This is a genomic window from Pseudonocardia spirodelae, assembly GCF_037727765.1.
Classification (GTDB): domain Bacteria; phylum Actinomycetota; class Actinomycetes; order Mycobacteriales; family Pseudonocardiaceae; genus Pseudonocardia; species Pseudonocardia spirodelae.
This window is the reverse complement of sequence record NZ_JBBJUP010000020.1, coordinates 24983-45047: the sequence shown is the minus strand read 5'-3', so window position 1 is coordinate 45047 and position 20065 is coordinate 24983. Positions and strand designations below refer to the sequence as shown.

Genomic DNA, 20065 nt, shown 5'->3' with positions numbered 1-20065 from the left:
CCGGGTTCAGCACGACTGAAGCGAGGGATGTTCGAGTGGAGATCGTCGTCACCGGCCGGAACGTCGAGGTGCCGGAGCACTTCCGTGGCCTGGTCCAGGAGAAGCTCAGCCGCCTGGAACGCCACGACCACAAGATCGTCGGAATGGAGGTCGAGCTCTTCCACGAGCCGAACCGCCGCCAGCAGAAGTCCTGCCAGCGCGTCGAGATCACCGGCCGCGGCGGCTGCGGAGCCGTCGCCCGCGCCGAGGCGACCGCCGCCGACTTCTACGCCGCGCTCGACATGGCCGTCGGCAAGCTCGCCGAACGCCTGCGCCGCTCCCACGACCGCCGCAAGCCCAGCCGCCGCGACCGCGTGGCCGCCTCCCGTGCCGCCGCCGACGCCTCGGCCGTCGCGCTCATGGAGCAGGCGCCGCCGGTGGCCGACGTCATCCCCTCGCCCCGCGGCCACGACGAGTCCCTCTCCGACGGCGAGCTGCTCCGCCTGGAACAGCAGTGGGAGGCCGAGTACCGGCCCGGGCGCATCGTGCGGGAGAAGTCGCACCCGGCCGCGCCGATGACCGTCGACGAGGCGCTCTCGCGGATGGAGCTCGTCGGCCACGACTTCTACCTGTTCTCCTGCAGCGACACCGGCCGCGCCTCGGTGGTCTACCGCCGCCGCGGCTACGACTACGGCGTGATCCGGCTCGGCGGCTGAGTCCCGGCGACCGGCGGTGGCCGCGCTGCGGCGGGGAGCACCTCCCCGCCGCGGCGCGGACCGCTCCCGGGGTGCCCGTACCATGGACGGCGGGGCCGGGCCCGTCCGCCGCGTCCGTGCGTGTCGCGGAGCCGGGGCGGGGTGCAGGCCCCGTGTCCTGACCGCGACGTGAATGAGGTCGGCAGTGCCCTTCCTGAGTCGACTCCTCCGGGCCGGCGAGACCAAGCTGGTGAAGCGGCTCGCGAAGATCGCCGCGCACATCGACGGACTGGAGCCCGAGTTCGAGGGCCTCACCGACACGCAGCTGCGCGCCAAGACCGAGGAGTTCCGCCGCCGTCACGCCGACGGCGAGTCGCTCGACGAGCTGCTGCCCGAGGCCTTCGCCGCGGTCCGCGAGGCCGCGCAGCGCACGCTGGGCCAGCGGCCGTTCACGGTGCAGCTGATGGGTGCCGGCGCGCTGCACATGGGCAACGTCGCCGAGATGGGTACCGGTGAGGGCAAGACCCTGACCTCGACCCTGGCGGTCTACCTCAACGCCATCCCCGGCGACGGCGTGCACGTGGTCACCACGAACGACTACCTCGCCAAGCGCGACTCCGAGACCATGGGCCGCATCCACCGCTGGCTCGGCCTCACCGTCGGCGTGATCCTCTCGGAGATGACCCCCGCGCAGCGCCGCGAGCAGTACGCCTGCGACGTCACCTACGGCACGAACAACGAGTTCGGCTTCGACTACCTGCGCGACAACATGGCGTGGAACGCCGCCGACATGGTGCAGCGCGGGCACAACTTCGCGATCGTCGACGAGGCGGACTCGATCCTCATCGACGAGGCCCGCACTCCGCTGATCATCTCCGGGCCGGCCGAGCAGAGCGCCCGCTGGTACCAGGAGTTCGCCCGCCTGGCGCCGATGCTGTCCAAGGACATCCACTACGAGGTCGACGAGCGCAAGCGCACCGTCGGCATCACGGAGGAGGGTGTCGCGCTGATCGAGGACCAGCTCGGCATCGACAACCTCTACGAGTCCGCGAACACCCCCCTGGTCGGCTACCTGAACAACGCCGTCAAGGCCAAGGAGCTGTTCAAGAAGGACAAGGACTACATCGTCAACGACGGCGAGGTCCTGATCGTCGACGAGTTCACCGGCCGTGTGCTCGCCGGGCGTCGCTACAACGAGGGCATGCACCAGGCGATCGAGGCCAAGGAAGGCGTCGAGATCAAGCCGGAGAACCAGACCCTGGCGACGATCACGCTGCAGAACTTCTTCCGGCTCTACGACAAGCTCGCCGGCATGACCGGTACGGCCCAGACCGAGGCCGCCGAGCTCCACGAGATCTACAAGATGTCGGTCGTCTCGATCCCGCCGAACCGGCCGCGGGTGCGCGCCGACCAGGCCGACCTCATCTACAAGACCGAGCCCGCCAAGTTCGAGGCCGTCGCCGACGACATCGCCGAGAAGCACCAGCAGGGCCAGCCGGTCCTGATCGGCACCACGAGCGTCGAGAAGTCGGAGTACCTGGCGAAGCTGCTGCTGCGCCGCGGCGTGCCGCACGAGGTGCTCAACGCGAAGAACCACGCGCGCGAGGCGCAGATCATCGCCCAGGCCGGGCACGCGGGCGCCGTCACCGTCGCCACCAACATGGCGGGCCGCGGTACCGACATCATGCTCGGCGGCAACCCCGAGTTCCTCGCGGACCTGGAGCTGCGGAGCCAGGGCCTGGACCCGGTCGAGACCCGCGAGCAGTACGAGGCCGCGTGGGACGCCGTCCTCGACCGGATGCGCAAGCAGGTCAAGGCCGAGGCCGACGAGGTGCGCGCCGCGGGCGGGCTCTACGTGCTCGGCACCGAGCGCCACGAGTCCCGGCGCATCGACAACCAGCTCCGCGGCCGCTCCGGCCGCCAGGGCGACCCCGGCGAGTCGCGGTTCTACCTCTCGCTCGGTGACGAGCTGATGCGCCGCTTCAACGGCCACGTCGTCGAGTCGATCATGAACCGGTTCAACCTGCCGGACGACGTGCCGATCGAGGCCAAGATGGTCACGCGCGCCATCCGCAGCGCGCAGACCCAGGTCGAGCAGCAGAACTTCGAGATCCGCAAGAACGTCCTCAAGTACGACGAGGTCCTCAACCAGCAGCGCAAGGTCATCTACGACGAGCGCCGCCGGGTACTCGACGGCGAGGACGTCCAGCGCCAGACGCGCAACATGCTGGAGGACGTCGTCCACGGCTACGTCACCGGCGCCACCGCCGAGGGCTACTCCGAGGACTGGGACCTCGAGAAGCTCTGGACCGCCCTCAAGGGCCTGTACCCGGTGTCGCTGGACTGGCGCACCGTCGCCGAGGACGTCGACGACCTCTCCGCCGAGGAGCTGGAGAAGACGATCCTCGCCGACGCCGAGGCCGCCTACGCGCGCCGCGAGGCCGAGATCGACGCGCTCATCGGGCCGCAGGGCGGCATGCGCGAGCTCGAGCGGCAGGTCCTCATGCAGGTCATCGACCGCAAGTGGCGCGAGCACCTCTACGAGATGGACTACCTCAAGGAGGGCATCGGGCTGCGGGCCATGGCCCAGCGCGACCCGGTGATCGAGTACCAGCGCGAGGGGTTCGACATGTTCTCCGCGATGCTCGAGGGCATCAAGGAGGAGACGATCGGCCACCTGTTCAACGTGGTCGTGCAGGTCCAGCAGCCGGCTGCCCCCGTGCAGGAGGCGGAACCGGAGACGACCGAGATCCCCGTCGTGCGCCGCGTGCCCGCCGAGGACCCGGCCGAGTCGACGGTCGTGCTGCCGAACCTGTTCCGCACCAGCCCGCCGCAGAACCTGCAGTACAGCGGCCCGGGTGAGGACGGCGGCGTCGCCCGTCGCGGCGAGGGCGGCGCGCCCGCTCCCGGCACCGGCCGGACCGGTCGCTATGCGGCCCCGGCCCGCGGGAACTCCGGCGCCGTGGCGGCCAACGGCCACGACGGCGGCGCGGGGGTCAACCGGGCCGACCGCCGCCGGGCGGAGAAGGCGAACCGCCGCAGGCGCTGAGGTCGCCGGGGCCGCGGGCGGGTCTCACAGCAGCCGGACGGCGGTGGCGAGCCACCGGCCGTCCGGTGCGCGGTCCAGCCGCAGCGCCAGCGCCCGCAGCCGCCCGGCGACGGTGACGGTCGCGCACACCTCGGCCGCGTCCGGCGCGGGGTGGGCGACGTGCACCCGCGGTGGCCGTCGCGGGGTCGCGCAGCCCGGTGCGCGGGCCCGCCCGCCGGGGCCGGCCCGCCCGCGCGGTGGCCGGGCCGGGGGCACGGAGCGGGCGGCGGCGAGGTAGCGGCGTACCGGTGGGGCGGTCACGGCGGTCAGGGTCGCGGGCGGGCGGCGCCCGGCCAGCACCTCGGTGACCACCCGCACGAGCTCCACGGCCGCGGATCGGACCCGCGCGGCGTCCGGCGGCGCGCTCCCGGCTCCCGGCCCGGTCGGCCCGGTCGGCGCGGCCGGCGGTGTCGCTGCGGCGCGGACCGGCGGGGGCGCCGGCGCCGGCCCGCCGGACATGCGGAACCCTCCGGGCAGGACGACGACGAGCCACGGCGGGAGCACGTCGGGCCCGTCGCCGGGGCAGGTGGCGACGAGCACCGTGCCGCCCCGCGGGGCGACCCCGTCACCGGGGCCGCCGGGCGTGCCGATCCCGCTGCCGCACGGGACGGGTCCGGGGCCCGTGGCCGGGGGCGGCTGCGCGGGAGCGGCGCTCGGCGGGACGGCGGCCGTCCGGGGCGCGGTCGCCGGGGCCGGGGCGGCGGTGGTCGCCGCCGCGGTGGGTGTCGGAGCGCCGATCGTCGTGGTCACGTGCCGAGACTGCGGCCGGGTGGGGCCGGGCCACCGAGGCCCGTCCGGATCCGCCACCGGACCGTCCGGCCCCGGATCATCCGCCGGCGCACGGTCCGGTGCCGGTGCCGGTGCCGGTGCGGGCCGACCGCGCCGTTCGCGACCGCGACCGGTCCCGCCCACCGCGGCCCGGCCGCACACCGTGCGGCCTAGCCTGCCGCGATGCCCGCCCCGCAGCCCGCACCCGGCGCCGGCCGTGCCCGGCGCGGCCTCGACCTGAGCCCGCCCCGCCTCGTCGCGCCGCCGGGTCCGGGCGACGCGCCGCCGGAGTCGCTGGCCGACCTCGTCGTGCGGGCGGGCGCGGCGGTGCTGGCCGACCGCCGCCGTCGTACGGGGTCGCACGGCCTCGGCGTCACCGGGTTCGCGGTGCTCGACACCCTGGCCCGCACCGGCGGGCTGGCCCAGCGCGAGCTCGCTGCCCGGGTGCGCGTCGCGCCGACCAGCCTGACCCCCGTCGTCGACACGCTGGAGGGCGCGGGCCTGGTCGAGCGCCGCGCCGACCCCGTCGACCGGCGCGTCCGGCCCGTCGCGCTCACCGTCGCCGGGCGGGACCGCTGGCGGGCCGCGCGCGCCGACTCCCGCGGCCCCTGGCTGCGCGAGCCGCCGGACGGGCTGGACGAGGCCGTCCGCGGGTATCTGCTCGCGGTGATCGCCGACCTGGAGCAGGATCGCCACGGGTGACCGGTACGGGGGGTGCGATGGGACGGACGGCGGTCGAGGTGGTCGACCTCGTGAAGCGCTATCCGAAGGCACGCGCCAACGCGGTGGACGGACTGTCGTTCTCCGTCGCCGAGGGCGAGGTGTTCGGGCTGCTCGGACCGAACGGGGCGGGCAAGACGACCACCGTCGGCGTGCTCACGACCCGGGTCGTGCCGACGTCGGGCACGGCGCGCGTCGCCGGTCTCGACGTGCGCGCCGACGCCGTCGCCGTCTGCGCGAAGCTGGCCGTCGTCCCGCAGCGCCAGAACCTGGACCGCTCGCTCGGGGTCCGCGACAACCTCGTCTTCCACGCCGCCTACCACGGCGTCGGGCGGGCCGAGCGCAACCGCCGGGCCGACGAGCTGCTGGAGCGGATGGGCCTGACCGACAAGGCGCGGTCGGTCGCCGACGACCTGTCCGGCGGGCAGGCGCAGCGCGTCATGATCGCCCGCGGCCTGATGCACCGGCCCGAGGTGCTGTTCCTCGACGAGCCGTCCACCGGCCTGGACCCGCAGGCCCGGCTGTTCGTGCACGACCAGATCCGCGGCCTGCGCGACGAGGGCGTCACCGTCGTGCTGACCACGCACGACATGGACGAGGCGCACAAGCTCTCCGACCGGATCGGCATCGTCGACCACGGCCGCCTGCTGGCCCTCGACACCCCGGACGCGCTGGTCCGCGGGCTGCCGGGCAGCGCCACCGTCGAGGTCTCGGCCGACCCCGGCCCGGGCGGTGCCGAGCCGCTGCGCGCGGCGCTGGCGGAGCTCGACGGCGTCGCCCGCGCCGAGACGCCGGCGGGCCGCGGCCCCGGCGACGACACCGGGGCCACCGCGTTCCGGCTGTCGGTCGTCGGCGAGCCCGCCGGGCTCCTCGCGCCGGTCGTCGACCTGCTCGGCCGGCACGGGGCGGCCGTGCGCGACGTCAGCCTGGGGCAGGCGACGCTGGAGGACGTGTTCATCGACCTGACGGGACGGGACCTGCGATGACCGGGCGGGCGTTCCTCGCGGTGCTGCGCCGCGACGTGTTCGTGACGGCCAAGGAACTGCCGTCGTTCCTGGCCCAGACGCTGGTGCAGCCGTTCTTCTTCCTGCTGGTGTTCGTCGTCGTGCTGGGGCGCGGCGGGTTCGTCGCCGAGGGCTACGGCGAGATCATGCTGCCCGGCCTCATCGCGCTCAACGCGATGTTCGGCGCACTGCAGTCGGTGACGCTGCCGCTGGTGTTCGAGCTGTCCTGGACCCGCGAGATCGACGACCGGCTGCTCGCCCCGATGCCGGTCTGGGCGGTGGCGGTGGAGAAGGTCGTGTTCGCGGGGCTGCGGGGCCTGCTGGCGAGCCTGCTGATGGTGCCGATCGGCCTGCTGATGATCGACGTCCGGTGGCCGGCCGAGGGGCTGGCCCCGGCCCTGCTGATGATCGTCCTCGGCGCACTGCTCGGTGCGGCGATGGGACTGACGATCGGGACGGCCGTCCCGCCGCGGCGGATCAACATCCTCTTCGCGGTCATCTTCACCCCGCTGCTGTTCACCGGCTCGGTGCAGTACCCGTGGCTGACCCTGGCCGACCTGCGCTGGTTCCAGGTCCTCTCGGCGCTGAACCCGCTGACCTACGTCAGCGAGGGTCTGCGCGCCTCGCTCGTTCCACAGGTGCCCCACATCCCGCTGTGGGTGTGCGTGCTCGTCCCGGTCGTGGCGATCGTGGTGTTCAGCCTGCTGGGGATCCGGGGCTTCCTCAGACGGGCGCTGGACTGAGCCCGCCGGACGCGGCCAGCGCCAGCCGCAGGGCGGCCAGCGCCCGGTGCTGCGCGACGCGGACCGCGCCCGCCGTGGAGCCGAAGGAGCGGGCCACCTCCTCGGCCGACAGCCCGCCGACGATGCGCAGCACCAGGATCTCGGCCTGCCGCGGGTCGAGCGTCGCGAGCAGTCGGGTCACCGTGGCCGCGTCCTCCGCGGCCAGGGCCAGGTCCTCCGGCCGGGGCGCCTGGTCGACCGCGTCCGGCACCTCGGCGACGGCGTCGGTGCGGTTGCGGGCGGCCGCGCGGACGGCGTCGGCGATCTTGTGCCGGGCGATGCCGATGACCACGGCCCGCAGGGGCAGCGCGCCGTCGGCGTCGAACCCCCGCAGCGCCCGGACGGCGGCCAGGCAGATCTCCTGCGTCACGTCGTCGACGTCGGTCCGGCCGTCGTCGCGGCTGCCGAGCCGGGCCCGGGACAGGCGCCGTCCGAGGATCTGCACCTCGGCGAGCACCGCGCGGACGGCGTCCGGGTCACCGGCGACGGCGGCCCGCAGCACCCCGCGCTCGACGAGGTCGCCGGGATCGCGGATCCCGGCGGGAAGGACACGCGGCGCGGGTATGACGGAGTCGTCCGCGCGGGTCCGTTCCGCGCAGAGCTGGATACGGCTCTCGGTCCCCGCTCGCACGCGTTCGGTGTACCGCCTACCGCGTCGTAATGCTATCAGCGGAGCGAGAACATCCGGTTACTCGGCGGCACCTAATCGGAAAGTGCCAGGAAACGCGACGTCGACATGGCTGCGGGAGTCAGATTTTCGGACAGTGACATTGCCACCGGCCGCGTGAGCTGGATCGATATCATCCCTGTGGAGTGGTGGTGGATCGACCTCGTCATGGTGGACGTGCGCGCGGTGATCCGGAGTCGCGCGCCGGGGTGCGGCCGCGGGGTACCGTTCCCCGCATGTCCGGTGCACCGGCCCTGCGCGGCCTGATCGTCGACTACGGCGGCGTCCTGGACGTGCCCGGCGACGGCGAGCTCCTGCTCGGCTACGCCCGCCGGGCCGCGGCCGCGGGCGTGCGCACCGCGTTGTTCTCCGGGGCGCACGCCGTGCCCGACGACGTCGCCGCGGCGTTCGGCACCGTGCTGCTCGGCGCGGTCCGCGGTGCGCGCAAGCCGAGTCCCCACGCCTTCGCCGCCGCGGCGGCGGAGCTGGAGCTGGCCGCGGCCGACTGCGTCGTCGTCGACGACCTCGCGGCCTGCGTGCGCGGGGCCGCCGCGGCCGGCGCCGTCGGGGTCCGGCACACCGGCGCGGACAGCACCCTCGCCGAGCTCGAGGTGCTGCTCGGGGTACCCGCGCAGGGCTGAGCACCGGCCCGTGACGTGCGGAGGCGCCGCCCGCGTCGTGCGGACGGCGCCTCGTGGGGCGTCCCGGCGGTCGCCCGGGACGTCGTGGCGACTACTGCTGCGGGGGCGGCGGCGGGGCCTGGCCCGGCTGCTGGCCCGGCGCCGGGGGCGGCGGCGCCTGGCCGTCGGGGCCCGGCTGTCCGGGCTGCTGCGCCGTGGTGTCGCCGGCGCCGGTCCGCTCGCGCGCGAACTTCGTCGCGGTGTCGATGTGGCCGTCGTGACCGGCGTACTTCTTCTTCGCCGCGTCACCGACCTTGTTCAGGGCCTGGTCGACCTTGTCGTCGTGCTTGCCGAGCAGTTCCTTGGCCTTGTCCAGGAAACTCATGCCCACATCGTCGCGCCCTCAGCGGCCCGGCGCATGCCCGGCGCGTCCCCCGTTCGGGTGCGGGTCGGTCACCGTCGACGAACGGAGCCGTGCGTGCTCCGGGCGGAGGTCCTCGACCCGGGTCACGCCGAGCAGCTGCATCGTGCGCTCCACCTCGGCCCGCAGGATCTCCACCGCCCGCTCCACGCCGGCCTCGCCGCCGGCCATGAGCCCGTAGAGGTACGCGCGGCCGACCAGGGCGGCGCGCGCGCCGAGCGCGACGGCCGCGACGACGTCGCCGCCGTGGGTGATGCCGGTGTCGACCAGGACCTCGGCGTCGTCGCCCAGCTCCTGCACGACCGGCTCGATCAGCTCGGCCGGCACCGGGGCCCGGTCGAGCTGGCGCCCGCCGTGGTTGGACAGCAGCACGCCGTCGGCCCCCGCGTCGGCGACGCGGCGCGCGTCGGTGACCGACTGGACGCCCTTGACCACCAGCGTGCCGGGCCAGGTCTCGCGCAGCCAGGCGACGTCGTCCAGGGTCAGCGCCGGGTCGAAGACCCGGTTGATCACCTCGAACGGCGTGCCGCCGCCCGCGGCGAGCGACTCGAAGGTCAGCGGTTCGGTGGTGAGCAGGTCGAACCACCAGCGGGGGTGGCGGGCACCGTCGAGGAAGGTCCGCAGCGACAGCGCGGGCGGGATGGACAGGCCGTTGCGGGCGTCGCGGCGCCGGTTCCCGCCGACCGGGGTGTCCACGGTGAGCAGCAGCGTGTCGAACCCGGACGCCTGGGCGCGCGAGACCAGCTCGCGGGCGACCGAGCGGTCCCGCCAGAGGTAGAGCTGGAACCAGTGCCGCCCGCCGCGGCCGGCCTCGGCGACGCCCTCGATCGTCGTCGAGCCCATCGTCGACAGCGCGTAGGGGATCCCGGCCCGCGCGGCGACGGCGGCCACGGCGCGCTCGCCCTCGGTGTGCATCATCCGCGTGAACCCGGTCGGGGCCAGCGCGAACGGCAGCGCGGAGCGCACCCCGAGGATCTCGCGGCCGGTGTCGACCCGCGACACGTCGGTGAGCACGGTGGGGGAGAACTCCACCGACGCCCACACCTCGCGGGCCCGGCGCAGGCTCACCTCGTCCTCGGCGGCGCCGTCGGTGTAGTCGAACACCGCCCGCGGGGCCCGGCGGCGGGCCAGCTCGCGCAGGTCGCCGATGCTCGACGCGCGGGCGAGGCGGGCCGCCGTGCGGTCCAGGGTCGGCCTGGCCGGCCGCAGCAGCGGCGCCAGCTCGGACGGGCGGGGCATGCGTCGTCGCACCATCTGCCCGACACTAGGAGCATGCGCGCCGTTCTGCGTACCGCTGCGCACAGCCGGTTCCCGCCGGCGGCGGCGGGGGGTCCGGGTCAGCGCCGGCGCAGCAGCTCGTAGGCGGCGACGGCCCCGGCGGAGGCGACGTTCAGCGACTCCACCCCGCCGTACATCGGCAGCGAGAGGATCCCGTCGAGGCGCTCGCGCACCGGGTCGGTGAGACCGTCGGTCTCGTTGCCCAGCACCAGCGCGACCCGCGGCGGGAGCGTCGCGTCGAGCAGGGAGTCCCCGCCGGCGTCGAGGCCGAACACGCCGAACCCGGCCGCCCGCATGAGCTCGACCCCCTCGGCGGCGGTGCCGGAGCGCAGCACCGGCGCCGCGAACGCCACTCCGGCCGAGGCCTTGATGACCAGCGGGTCGATGGCGGGAACCCCGCGGCGGGGGAGCAGCACGCCGTCCAGGCCGGCGGCCGTCGCGCTGCGCAGGATCATCCCGACGTTCGACGGGTTGGTCACCGCGTCGAGCACCAGCACCGACGCGGGCCGCCGGGTGCCGAGGTCGGACAGGAAGTGCTCCAGCGGCGCCATCCGCGGCGCGACGACGTCGGCGAGCACCCCCTGGTCGTGCCGCCCGTTGCCGGCGAGCACCTTCACCCGCTGCGCGCTCGCGCGCTGCACGGGCACCCCGCGCCCGCGGGCCGCACCGGTGATCTCGCGCTCGGCGCCGCCCCGCACCGAGTCGGCGAGCACGATCTTGTCGACCTGCAGGCCGGGGTCCGCGAGTGCCTCGAGGACGGGCTTGCGGCCGTACACCGTGATGAAGCGGTCCTTGGGCGAGACGGCGGGGTCGGTCACGGCGGCCACGATCCCACGCGCACGTAGGATCGCGACCATGCCGTCCCGGCTCTCCCCCCTCGACGCGTCCTTCCTGTACCTGGAGGAGGCGACCACGCCGATGCACGTCGGCGGCGTCGCCGTGTTCGACCGCCCCGACGACGGCTTCGACCACGGCCGGCTCGTCGAGCTGATCGAGCAGCGGATCGCCCTCGTGCCGCGCTACCGCCAGAAGGTCCGTCACGTCCCGGGGAACCTGGCACGCCCGGTCTGGGTGGACGACCCCGAGTTCGACATCGCCTACCACGTGCGGCGCTCCGCGCTGCCCCGTCCGGGCAGCGAGGACCAGCTGACCGACCTGGTCGGACGTCTGATGTCGCGCCCGCTGGACCACACCCGTCCGCTGTGGGAGATGTACCTGATCGAGGGCCTGTCCGACCCGCAGGGCCACGGGCAGCGCGTCGCGATCCTGACCAAGACCCACCAGGCGATGGTCGACGGGATCTCCGCGATCGACATCGGCCAGGTGATCCTGGACGTCTCCGCCGAGCCGCGCGCCACACCCGACGAGCTGTGGATGCCGCGCCCGGAGCCGACCGACGGCCAGCTGGTGCTCGACGCGCTGTCCGAGGCGGTCACCCGCCCGACCGAGATCGTCGACAACGTCCGGGTCGCCGCGGGCGACGCGCTGGCCACCGTCGGCAAGCTCGCCGGGGCGGCGGGCAAGGTCCTGACGATGGCGCGCACCGCGGGCCGCCGCGCCCCCGGGCTCCCGCTCAACGCCGAGATCTCCACCCAGCGCCGCTTCGCGCTCGCCCGCACCGACCTGGAGGACTACCGCACGGTCCGCGCGGCCTACGGCTGTGACGTCAACGACGTCGTGCTCGCCGTCATCGCCGGGGCCCTGCGGACCTGGCTGATGTCGCGCGGCGAACCGGTGGGCGGGTCGTCGTCGGTGCGCGCGCTGGTGCCGCTGTCGGTGCGCGGCGAGGGCGACGTGCCCAGCTCGGCGACCGGCAGCTCACTCGGCAACCGCGTGGCGTCGTTCCTGGTCGACCTGCCGGTGGGCGAGCCCAGCCCGCTGGTGCGCCTGCACCAGGTCACCCACCAGATGCGCGAGCACACCGACACCGGCGACGCCGTCGGCGCGGACACGCTCGTCCGGATCGGCGGGTTCGCCCCGCCGACCCTGCACGCCGTCGGGGCGCGGGCCGCCAACGGCATGGCGCGGCACTTCTTCAACCTGGTCGTCACCAACGTGCCCGGCCCGCAGTTCCCGCTCTACGCGGCGGGCGCGCGGATGCTGGAGATGTTCCCGGTGGTCCCGCTGGCGAAGGGCCAGGCCGTGTCGATCGGCCTGACCAGCTACGACGGCGGTGTCTACTACGGCCTCAACGGGGACCGCGACGCCATGGGCGACCTGGACGTGCTCGCCGGGATGGTGAACGAGTCGCTCGAGGAGCTCCTCGAGACGTTGCGACAGACGGGATGACACGTGCGGATCTACCTCCCCGCCACCTGGCCGATGCTGGCCCGCACCGTGAAGACGGGACAGTTCGAGCCGCTGGGCGGCACCGCGTTCGCGCTGACGCCGAAGCTGCGCGAGTCCTACACCGCCGGTGACGACGAGGAGCTCGAGTACGCCGCGATGAGCGAGGCCGCGCGGGCGTCGCTGCGGCTGCTCTCGGTCGAGTTCGGGCTCGGCGAGGACGGCACGCCCGCGCGCCGGGTCGTCGTGTCCGCCGACACCGACGACGTGACCCTGCGCCCGGACCTCGACGACGGCGCCGTGCGCGTGACCGGTCCGGTCCCGCTGTCGAAGATCGCCGCCGTGCACGTGGACCTGCCGGAGGCGGAGCACGCGGTGCGGGAGGCGTCGGGCGCGGTGGACAAGGCGGACCTCGGCGACCTCGACGCGGAGTTCCTCGTCGGGGAGGCGGAGGATTTCGAGCTGGCCTGGTACGACGCGTCGGAGCTGCCGTTCCTGGTCGAGCTGGGCTGAACGGGCCTGCCGGGTGCCGGCGGGTCGTCAGCCCGGGCGTCGCTCGCGTGCTCGGCGTTCGGAGGGTCACGGTGGTGGTCGGTCGTCGTGGTGCGGTCGTGATGTGTCTGCTCGCGGTGCTGGTTCCGGCCGGGTGCGGGTCGGTGGGGGAGGTGCCGGCCGGTCCGGTGGGTCCCTTCCCGGTGCGTCCGGTGGCGTTGGATCTGTCGGGTGTGGATCTGTGTGCGACGTTGACGGCGGAGCAGAAGGCGGCGCGGAGCATCGACCGGGAGCGGGCCAAGGTGGCCCAGGTCGGTGGCAAGCCGTCACCGGGGTGCCTGTGGCGCAGTGAGAGCACCGGCATCAGCTGGACGGTCCAGATCGTCGAGGCCTCCGCGGTCACGGCCTGGGTCCCGGGGGAGTCGCGCTTGGTGATCGTCGACGGCTACGGCGCGGTCCGCGAACCGGACGCGGCCCACAACGCCGCAGGAACGGACCCGTTCTGCCAGCTGCCCGTCGACGTGAACGACACGCAGACGGTCCGCGTCCAGGTGGCCGGCAGCGGGGACCAGCGCGACGGCAGCGACCCGGCCGCTGTGGACAACGTCTGTGTACTGGCCTCGGACTTCGCGGGCGAGGTACTCGACAACCTTCGGCGTTGAGCTTCCCGATCGCGAACGACTGCGCCCGGAACTCGCCCGTGCGCCGTCGGAGATGCCTACCGTCGCGGCCGTGACGACCTCTGCGCACGAGCCGCGCCGCACCGCGTCGGACGGTCTGATGCTCCAGGTGAGCGCCGCGAACGTGCTGCAGCTGCATCGTCTCTACCTCGCTCAGTACACGGAGATGGCGGATGCGCTGGAGGAGTCCAGGCTGGCATTCACGCTCGGGCAGCCTGGCCACGACCCGATCTCGCATGACTACACCCCCGACTTCCAGACCCGGGTGAATGCGATCGTTGCGATGTACAAGACCGAGCGAGATGAGCTGCGGGAGGTGAGCGAGCGGCTCGCCGAGGCCGCGCGGGAGTACGGCCACGCCGAGGCCGAGATCGCGGACTCGTTCCGGCGGGCCTACCCGCACCTCGCCCCGCCGCCCGTGACGCGGTGACCCGGTGACCGGCGCCGTCCCGTTCCGGGAGTACAGGTTCGAGGCGTTCCCGATCCAGGAGAAGGCGGCCTGGCTCGCCGACGCGCCCGGTGCCGCCGTCGTCGATCCCACCGGCGACCTGCTGACGACCCTGGCCCACGTCTCGTCGTCCGCGTCGGACCGGACGCGGGAGGGCATCCGCAAGCTGGGCGTCGAGTGGAGCGGCCCCGCGTCGGACGCGGCTCGGCAGCGTTCGGACGCCACCGCGTCCGGGCTCTCGACGGCGTCGGCGTCCGCGACGGGCGGGGGCGACAGCCTGGCCGCGTACTCGCAGTCGTTCACCGAGATGCGGGGCCGGGTCGTGTACGACGACCCGGCGCGGGGCGGCTGGCTGGGATGGAGCAGGAACGACTGGTGGCAGGCCGCGTTCGGGGTGCTCGACAGCCGCCTGTCCTACTCCGAGGCCAACGCCGCGAACTCGGAGCGGGCCGACCATGCGCTGCGCGCGCACAACATCACGACCTGGCAGGCGGCGAACGCGTTCGTGGTGCCCACGCCGGGTGCCGCCGGGCCTGCGGACCCCGTCGGCGGGCACGGCGGTGGCGCGGGTCCGGGCGCACCCGGACCCGCGGGAGTCGGGGCGGCCCCCGGGGCCGGCGGTCGATACCCCGGATCGGGCGACGGCGCCGGTGGCGGAGCGACGGGCGGCGCGGGCCGGTCGGGGACGGACGACCCCCCGACGGACGACCGCACGACGACCGGCGGCACCACGGACGGCGGCGTCGGCGACGGCGTCGGGACCGCCCGGGGCCCGGGGATCGGTAGCTCCACCGGGGACGGCACAACCGACCCCCGGAACCGTCCGGATGTCACGACCCGGCCCGCCGACACCGGACCGGCGCCGGACGGCCGTCCGGCTCCCACGGTGCCCGACCGGACGACGGCCTTCGACGACTCCCTGGCCCGGAACCGGATCCCGCCGCCACCCGAGCCCGTCGCCGGCCCGGCCCCGTGGCCGCCGCCCGGTCAGGCCGCCGGCCCCGCGACCCCGCGGGGCACCGGCGCCCGGTCGGTCCCGTGGGGGACCGGCGGCGGGACGGTTCCGTGGGGGTCCGGCGGCGGGACGGTTCCGTGGGGGTCCGGCGGCACGCCCCCGCAGCCCGGCACCGGGAACGGGACCGCCGCCCCCGGCCGCGGGAGCGGGCACCCGGAGACCGCCGGACCGCGTTCCGCGGAACGCGGCACGGCCCTGCCGGGCCACGGACCCGTGGCGACCGGGGCGGGCGGTGGGGACCGGCCGGAGCACCGCAACCGCTACGTCGTCGCGTCGGACTCCCTGTTCGACGTGGGCGCGGCGGCCGTGGACGCGGTGCTGGCCCCCGAGGAGACGGAGCGCCGATGAGCGGGGTCCGGGAGCTGCGCGGCGCGACGGTGCTGAGCACCACCGAGTTCGACGTCGCCTGCGACCTGCTCGACCTGCCCCGGCCCGCGGTCCTGGAGCTGACCGGCCCCGGCCGGACCGAACGCGAGCGTGCGCAGGTCGTGCGCGACACCCTGGCCGTGCTCGTCGCCCGCGGCCTGGCCGGACCGGGCGGTGTCGACGCGGGGCTGGCGACCGACCTGGACACGGTCGCGCGCCCGGACCGGACCCGCGAGCTGCACGTGGCCGAGCCGTACCCGCTGCGCGCGGTGGTCGGGCTGCGGGGCCGTCGCGCCGTGCTGGCGGTCCGCAGCGACGACCACGTCGCCGTCGCGCCCGTCGCGGTGGACCGCGCCGCCGCGGTGCTGGTGGAGCTGCTCGGCCCGATCCGGTCCGGTCCCGGCCCGCAGGTCCGGTTGCCGATGCGGGCGCTGGTCGAGGTCGGGCGGGCCTGCGCGCAGGACCGGGACCGCCTGCGACCGGAGCTGCTGCGGCGCGGTGCCACCGCCGCGGAGGTGGCCCTGCTGGAGCGGATGGCGGAGGTCTACGCGCTGGCCGAGCTGGGCGCCGGCGGTGCTCCCGGTTCGCCGCGTCCCCGGGCGTTCCTGCTGGTACAGGCCACGCCGCACGGTCACTACCGCCAGATCCGGACGACGCCGGACCGCCTCGGCGGCGAGCCGTCGGCCGATGCGGTCGTGCGGGCGGGGCCCGCGGACGCGGCGGGTCTGGTCGCCGAGCTGGAGGGCCTCGCCGACGAGGTCGGTCGGGCCGTGGAGCTCCGGGCGCCCGGCGCCCGCTGACGCGGAGGGGCCGGCGCCGTCGACCCCTGTCCGCGGAACGCGATCGCGCACTCCGTGCCCGGAGGCCCGCGCCGTCGCTCAGGTGCCCGGTCCGGCGCGGGTGGACGCACGCACCACGAGCTCCGGGGAGAACACCACGCTGCGCTGCTCGCCGTCGAGCAGGAGCCTGGCCGCCTCGGTGCCGAGCCGCCGGGCGGGCTGGGCGACCGTCGTCAGGGCGACGCTCGCGGTCTCGGCGAAGGAGATGTCGTCGTAGCCGACGACGGACAGCTCGCCCGGCACGTCGACGCCGCGCCGCACGCAGGCGTTGAGCACACCGATCGCGAGCAGGTCGTTCGCGCAGAACACCGCGGTGGGCCGGGTCGTGGCGGGCAGGGCCGCCAGCTCGTCGAGCACGGTCGCACCGGCCCGGATGGTGAGCTCGTCGACGTCGACGACGTGCACCGGCTCCCGGCCGCGGAACCCCGAGCGCAGCCCGTGCAGCCGGTCGACGACCTGGCGCAGGCCGGTCGGCCCGCCGGCGAAGGCGACGCGCTCGTGCCCGGTGTCGCTGAGCAGCTCGCCGACCAGGCCACCGCCACGGACGTCGTCGACGGCGACGGAGGCGAAGCCGGGCCCGGCCGGCACCCGGTCGACGAACACCACCGGCGGACGGGACCGGCGCGACGCGAGCTGGGCCGCGCTCGCGACCTCGTGCACCGGGGAGAGCAGGATGCCCGCGACCTGCTGCTGCAGGAGCCGGTCGAGGTGGCGGGCCTCGCGCGCCGGGTCGCCTGCGCTGTTGCAGACCACGACCTGCGCGTCGTGCTCCTCGGCGACCTCCTCCGCGCCCTCGACGATCTGACCGAAGAACGGGTTGGTGACGTCGAGGACGACGACGGCGACGGTGCGGCTCATCCCGGCGCGCAGCTGGCGGGCGGGCTCGCTGCGGACGAAGCCCAGCTCCTCGATGGCCCGCTCGACCCGGGCGCGGCGCTCGGCGCCGACACGCTCGGGGCGGTTGAGGACGTTGCTGACGGTGCCGAGCGAGACACCGGCGAGCCGCGCGACGTCCTTGATGCTGGCCACGGACCGCCCTCCGGTCGAGCTGGGGTACCGGTCCACGGTAGCCGCCGCGCAGGACACCCCGCGCCCGTCGGGGCGGACACGTCAGCCGGCCGTCGACGCGCCCGGTGCGGGGGTGTGGGCGGCCCGCGGGGACACGACGCCGCCGTGGCGCTCGACCTCGATCTGCTCCAGGGTCTTGCCGCGGGTGTCCGGCGCGAAGACCGCGCCGACCACCAGCGCGACCACCAGGAAGGCGATCATCAGCAGGCCGACCGCGGCGACGCCCCGGCTGGCGAGCAGGGTCGGGAACCAGTAGCTCAGGACGCCGATGGCGGAGCGGACGGCGAAGAAGAGCACGCCCTGCGCGCTCGCCCGGTACCGCGTGGCGAACAGCTCGCTGGTCCACAGTGCGTAGAACGCCTGGGCGCCGATCCCGGCGGACACGCCCCAGCAGACCGCGAACAGCAGCAGCAGTGGCAGGTCCGCCTCCGCGAAGACCAGGACGACCCAGGCGAGGATGCCGAGCGCGGCACCGATCACGTAGAGCGCGCGGCGGCTCATCCGGTCGCCGTAGCGCATGAACCCGAAGTAGGTCGCGAGCACGGTGCAGGTCCACAGCAGCGCCTGCAGCAGGTTCTGCTCGACCTCGCTGGTGACGCCGGAGGTCGCGTAGACCCGCGGCATGAAGATGCCCATCTGTCCGGCGACGAGGTTCCAGAACCCGTAGATGCCGAACAGGACGAGCAGGGCGGTGACGTTGGCCCGCCCGCGGAACAGCGCCCGCAGCCCGGTACCGCCGCCGGCGGTACCGGAGCCCCGGTCCTCCTGCCACATCCGCGACTCCGAGAGCCCGCGACGGATCCACCACACGACGGCTGCGACGACGAACAGGTGGAGGAACACCAGCCGGGCCCCGAGCAGGCCGAGCGGCGCGGTGAGGACGACGGCCAACAGGAACCCGACCACCGGGCCCGCCGACCAGGCGAGCTGGGCGGCACCGACGTGGCGGGCCCGGTCGCGCGCCGGCGCCTGTTCGGCGATGTAGGTCCACGACGCGGGGACACCGGCGCCGACCGCGATCCCGGTGACGAGGAACGCGGCGAGCAGCATCGGGAAGCTGACCGCGAACGTCGCGACCAGCACGCCGACCATGAACACCACGAGGTCGTAGGTGTAGATGAACTTGCGGCCGTAGCGGTCGCAGAGCGGCCCGCCGATCGCGGCGCCGATCGCCGCGCCGAAGGCGTTGGCGCTGAACGCGGCGAGCAGACCGACGGCGAGGTCGTCGATGCCGAAGGCGTCCTGCCAGAGCGACAGGCTGGTGGCGATGGCGATGATCGCTCCGGCCTCGATGTAGTTGGACATGGCGACGGCGGCCGTCGCCTTCCAACCGGTGGTGTTCGTGCTTCCGATTCGCATCGTCGCAGCCCTCTCAGGGGTCGGAAGGTGGGTCGGCTCTCGGTCCGGGTGGACGTACTCGGTGAGACGGGCTTCGTCCCCGGCGGTGTTGGCGGAGAAATGAACCGTTTCACCAATGGCGCCGGCGGAGTGTGGCACGGCACATCGATCCGAGGCAAGGGAGCAAGTGTCGATGGCGGAGCTCGACGATCTTGGCGGCGTTGCGGGGGATTGACCGTCCGGCGGGCGTGACCGTACGGTCGGCGCGAGAAATTTGATTCGTTTCAATCGACTGCCCTGCGGTGGCGGTCGAGCCGAGAACACGGAGTGATCACCGATGACGCCGTCCGAGACGGTCCTGTCCGCGCTGGCCGCGCAGGCGATCGAGCTGCCGAGCTGGGCGTTCGGGAACTCCGGCACCCGGTTCAAGGTCTTCGGGCAGCCGGGTACCGCCCGCACGCCCTACGAGAAGGTGGCCGACGCCGCGACCGTGCACCGGTACACGGGCCTCGCGCCCCGCGTGTCGCTGCACGTCCCGTGGGACCGGGTCGACGACTACGCCGCGCTCTCCGCACACGCCGCCGACGAGGGGGTGGCGATCGGCGCGGTCAACTCGAACCTGTTCCAGGACGACGACTACCGCCTCGGCTCGCTCACCCACCCCGACCCGCTGGTGCGCAGGAAGGCGATCGCCCACCACGCGGAGTGCGTCGAGGTCATGCGGGCCACCGGCTCGACCGACCTCAAGCTCTGGCTGCCCGACGGCACCAACTACGCCGGGCAGGACGACATCCGGGCCCGCCAGGACCGCCTCGCCGAGTCGCTGTCCGAGATCTACGCGCTGCTCGACCCGCACATGCGGCTGCTGCTGGAGTACAAGTTCTTCGAGCCGTACTTCTACGCCACCGACGTCCCGGACTGGGGCACGTCGCTACTGCACTGCCTCGCGCTGGGCGACCGTGCCCACGTCGTGCTCGACACCGGCCACCACGCGCCGAACACCAACATCGAGTTCATCGTGGTGCAGCTGCTGCGCGCCGGGCGGCTGGGCGCCTTCGACTTCAACTCCCGCAACTACGCCGACGACGACCTGATCGTCGGCGCCGCCGACCCGTTCCAGCTGTTCCGGATCATGAACGAGATCGTCGGCAACGGCGCCCTCACCGGCGCCGGCGTGAACTTCATGCTCGACCAGTGCCACAACATCGAGCCGAAGATCCAGGGCCAGATCCGCTCGGTGCTCAACGTGCAGGAGGCCACCGCCAGGGCGCTGCTCGTCGATCGCGCCGCGCTGCGCCGGGCGCAGACCGCCGGGGACGTCCTCGGCGCGCACCAGGTGCTCGTCGACGCCTACGCCACCGACGTCCGTCCCCTGCTGGCCGAGTTCCGCGAGGCGCGGGGCCTGGCCGCCGACCCGTTCGCCGCCTACCGCGCGTCCGGCCACGACCAGCACCTCGCCGCGACGCGCGTCGGCGGCGAGCAGGCGTCCTGGGGCGCCTGACGGCCGGCGA

At 74.4% G+C, this 20065-nt stretch carries 20 protein-coding genes; 13 read left to right on the top strand and 7 right to left on the bottom strand.

Translation table 11 applies throughout. The features are described 5' to 3' along the window. Positions 1-35 precede the first annotated feature (35 nt). Positions 36-695 carry a ribosome hibernation-promoting factor, HPF/YfiA family gene (gene hpf / locus WJX68_RS21275; RefSeq protein WP_340293862.1) on the top strand — a complete coding sequence of 220 codons (660 nt, stop codon included), beginning with the start codon at positions 36-38 and terminating at the stop codon, positions 693-695. Positions 696-879: 184 nt separating this feature from the next. Continuing rightward, positions 880-3723 (top strand): preprotein translocase subunit SecA, encoded by a 2844-nt coding sequence (secA, locus tag WJX68_RS21270; RefSeq protein WP_340293859.1) that lies wholly within the window; start codon positions 880-882, stop codon positions 3721-3723. 24 nt (positions 3724-3747) lie between these two features. Here secA and WJX68_RS21265 read toward each other — a convergent pair whose 3' ends face one another. After that, positions 3748-4512 (bottom strand): Rv3235 family protein, encoded by a 765-nt coding sequence (locus WJX68_RS21265; protein WP_340293857.1) that lies wholly within the window; start codon positions 4510-4512, stop codon positions 3748-3750. Between the two features lie 201 nt (positions 4513-4713). Between WJX68_RS21265 and WJX68_RS21260 the strand changes: the two genes are divergently transcribed. The 3 genes from WJX68_RS21260 to WJX68_RS21250 are packed head-to-tail and all read left to right on the top strand — an operon-like array spanning position 4714 to position 6997. Next, a complete protein-coding gene (locus WJX68_RS21260) occupies positions 4714-5232 on the top strand; it encodes a MarR family winged helix-turn-helix transcriptional regulator (RefSeq protein WP_340293855.1) in 519 nt (172 codons plus the stop codon). A gap of 17 nt (positions 5233-5249) precedes the next feature. Then, the gene (locus WJX68_RS21255) at positions 5250-6236 is read left to right on the top strand and encodes an ABC transporter ATP-binding protein (protein WP_340293853.1); all 987 of its coding nucleotides are present in this window, start codon (positions 5250-5252) and stop codon (positions 6234-6236) included. Continuing rightward, positions 6233-6997, top strand: coding sequence for an ABC transporter permease (locus tag WJX68_RS21250; protein WP_340293850.1), 765 nt, complete (start codon positions 6233-6235; stop codon positions 6995-6997). The genes WJX68_RS21255 and WJX68_RS21250 overlap by 4 nt, the downstream gene beginning before the upstream one ends. Here WJX68_RS21250 and WJX68_RS21245 read toward each other — a convergent pair. Then, entirely contained in the window at positions 6978-7667 is a 690-nt protein-coding gene (locus WJX68_RS21245; RefSeq protein WP_340293848.1) for a sigma-70 family RNA polymerase sigma factor, read from the bottom strand. The genes WJX68_RS21250 and WJX68_RS21245 overlap by 20 nt on opposite strands. 272 nt (positions 7668-7939) lie before the next feature. On the opposite strand from WJX68_RS21245, the gene WJX68_RS21240 reads away from it, so the two are divergent. Next, entirely contained in the window at positions 7940-8344 is a 405-nt protein-coding gene (locus WJX68_RS21240; RefSeq protein ID WP_340293845.1) for an HAD-IA family hydrolase, read from the top strand. 91 nt (positions 8345-8435) lie between these two features. Here WJX68_RS21240 and WJX68_RS21235 read toward each other — a convergent pair whose 3' ends face one another. From WJX68_RS21235 to WJX68_RS21225, 3 genes are all read right to left on the bottom strand, one after another. Then, complete coding sequence (locus WJX68_RS21235; RefSeq protein ID WP_340293842.1) at positions 8436-8708, bottom strand: antitoxin; 273 nt, start codon at positions 8706-8708, stop codon at positions 8436-8438. Positions 8709-8726: 18 nt separating this feature from the next. Continuing rightward, complete coding sequence (locus WJX68_RS21230) at positions 8727-9998, bottom strand: alpha-hydroxy acid oxidase (RefSeq protein WP_340293839.1); 1272 nt, start codon at positions 9996-9998, stop codon at positions 8727-8729. Between the two features lie 83 nt (positions 9999-10081). Beyond that, positions 10082-10879 (bottom strand): TrmH family RNA methyltransferase, encoded by a 798-nt coding sequence (locus tag WJX68_RS21225; protein ID WP_340293837.1) that lies wholly within the window; start codon positions 10877-10879, stop codon positions 10082-10084. On the opposite strand from WJX68_RS21225, the gene WJX68_RS21220 reads away from it, so the two are divergent. From WJX68_RS21220 to WJX68_RS21195, 6 genes are all read left to right on the top strand, one after another. Further along, positions 10878-12311 (top strand): WS/DGAT/MGAT family O-acyltransferase, encoded by a 1434-nt coding sequence (locus WJX68_RS21220; RefSeq protein ID WP_340293834.1) that lies wholly within the window; start codon positions 10878-10880, stop codon positions 12309-12311. The genes WJX68_RS21225 and WJX68_RS21220 overlap by 2 nt on opposite strands. Positions 12312-12314: 3 nt before the next feature. After that, positions 12315-12821 carry a DUF6912 family protein gene (locus WJX68_RS21215; protein ID WP_340293832.1) on the top strand — a complete coding sequence of 169 codons (507 nt, stop codon included), beginning with the start codon at positions 12315-12317 and terminating at the stop codon, positions 12819-12821. Between the two features lie 47 nt (positions 12822-12868). Continuing rightward, positions 12869-13462, top strand: coding sequence for a DUF3558 family protein (locus WJX68_RS21210; protein WP_340293830.1), 594 nt, complete (start codon positions 12869-12871; stop codon positions 13460-13462). Positions 13463-13532: 70 nt separating this feature from the next. Further along, a complete protein-coding gene (locus WJX68_RS21205) occupies positions 13533-13910 on the top strand; it encodes a hypothetical protein (RefSeq protein WP_340293827.1) in 378 nt (125 codons plus the stop codon). Positions 13911-13914: 4 nt separating this feature from the next. Then, complete coding sequence (locus WJX68_RS21200) at positions 13915-15291, top strand: hypothetical protein (protein ID WP_340293824.1); 1377 nt, start codon at positions 13915-13917, stop codon at positions 15289-15291. Continuing rightward, entirely contained in the window at positions 15288-16109 is an 822-nt protein-coding gene (locus WJX68_RS21195) for an ESX secretion-associated protein EspG (protein WP_340293821.1), read from the top strand. The genes WJX68_RS21200 and WJX68_RS21195 overlap by 4 nt, the downstream gene beginning before the upstream one ends. A gap of 78 nt (positions 16110-16187) precedes the next feature. On the opposite strand, the gene WJX68_RS21190 is transcribed toward WJX68_RS21195, so the two are convergent. Together WJX68_RS21190 and WJX68_RS21185 are read right to left on the bottom strand one after the other, a co-directional pair. Then, on the bottom strand, positions 16188-17177 hold the full coding sequence (locus tag WJX68_RS21190) for a LacI family DNA-binding transcriptional regulator (RefSeq protein WP_340293818.1): 990 nt from the start codon (positions 17175-17177) through the stop codon (positions 16188-16190). Positions 17178-17258: 81 nt separating this feature from the next. Next, entirely contained in the window at positions 17259-18575 is a 1317-nt protein-coding gene (locus WJX68_RS21185; RefSeq protein WP_340293816.1) for an MFS transporter, read from the bottom strand. A 316-nt stretch (positions 18576-18891) separates the two neighbouring features. Here WJX68_RS21185 and rhaI point away from each other — a divergent pair, with 316 nt between their 5' ends. Continuing rightward, the gene (gene rhaI / locus WJX68_RS21180) at positions 18892-20055 is read left to right on the top strand and encodes an L-rhamnose isomerase (RefSeq protein ID WP_340293814.1); all 1164 of its coding nucleotides are present in this window, start codon (positions 18892-18894) and stop codon (positions 20053-20055) included. The last annotated feature ends 10 nt before the right edge of the window (positions 20056-20065 follow it).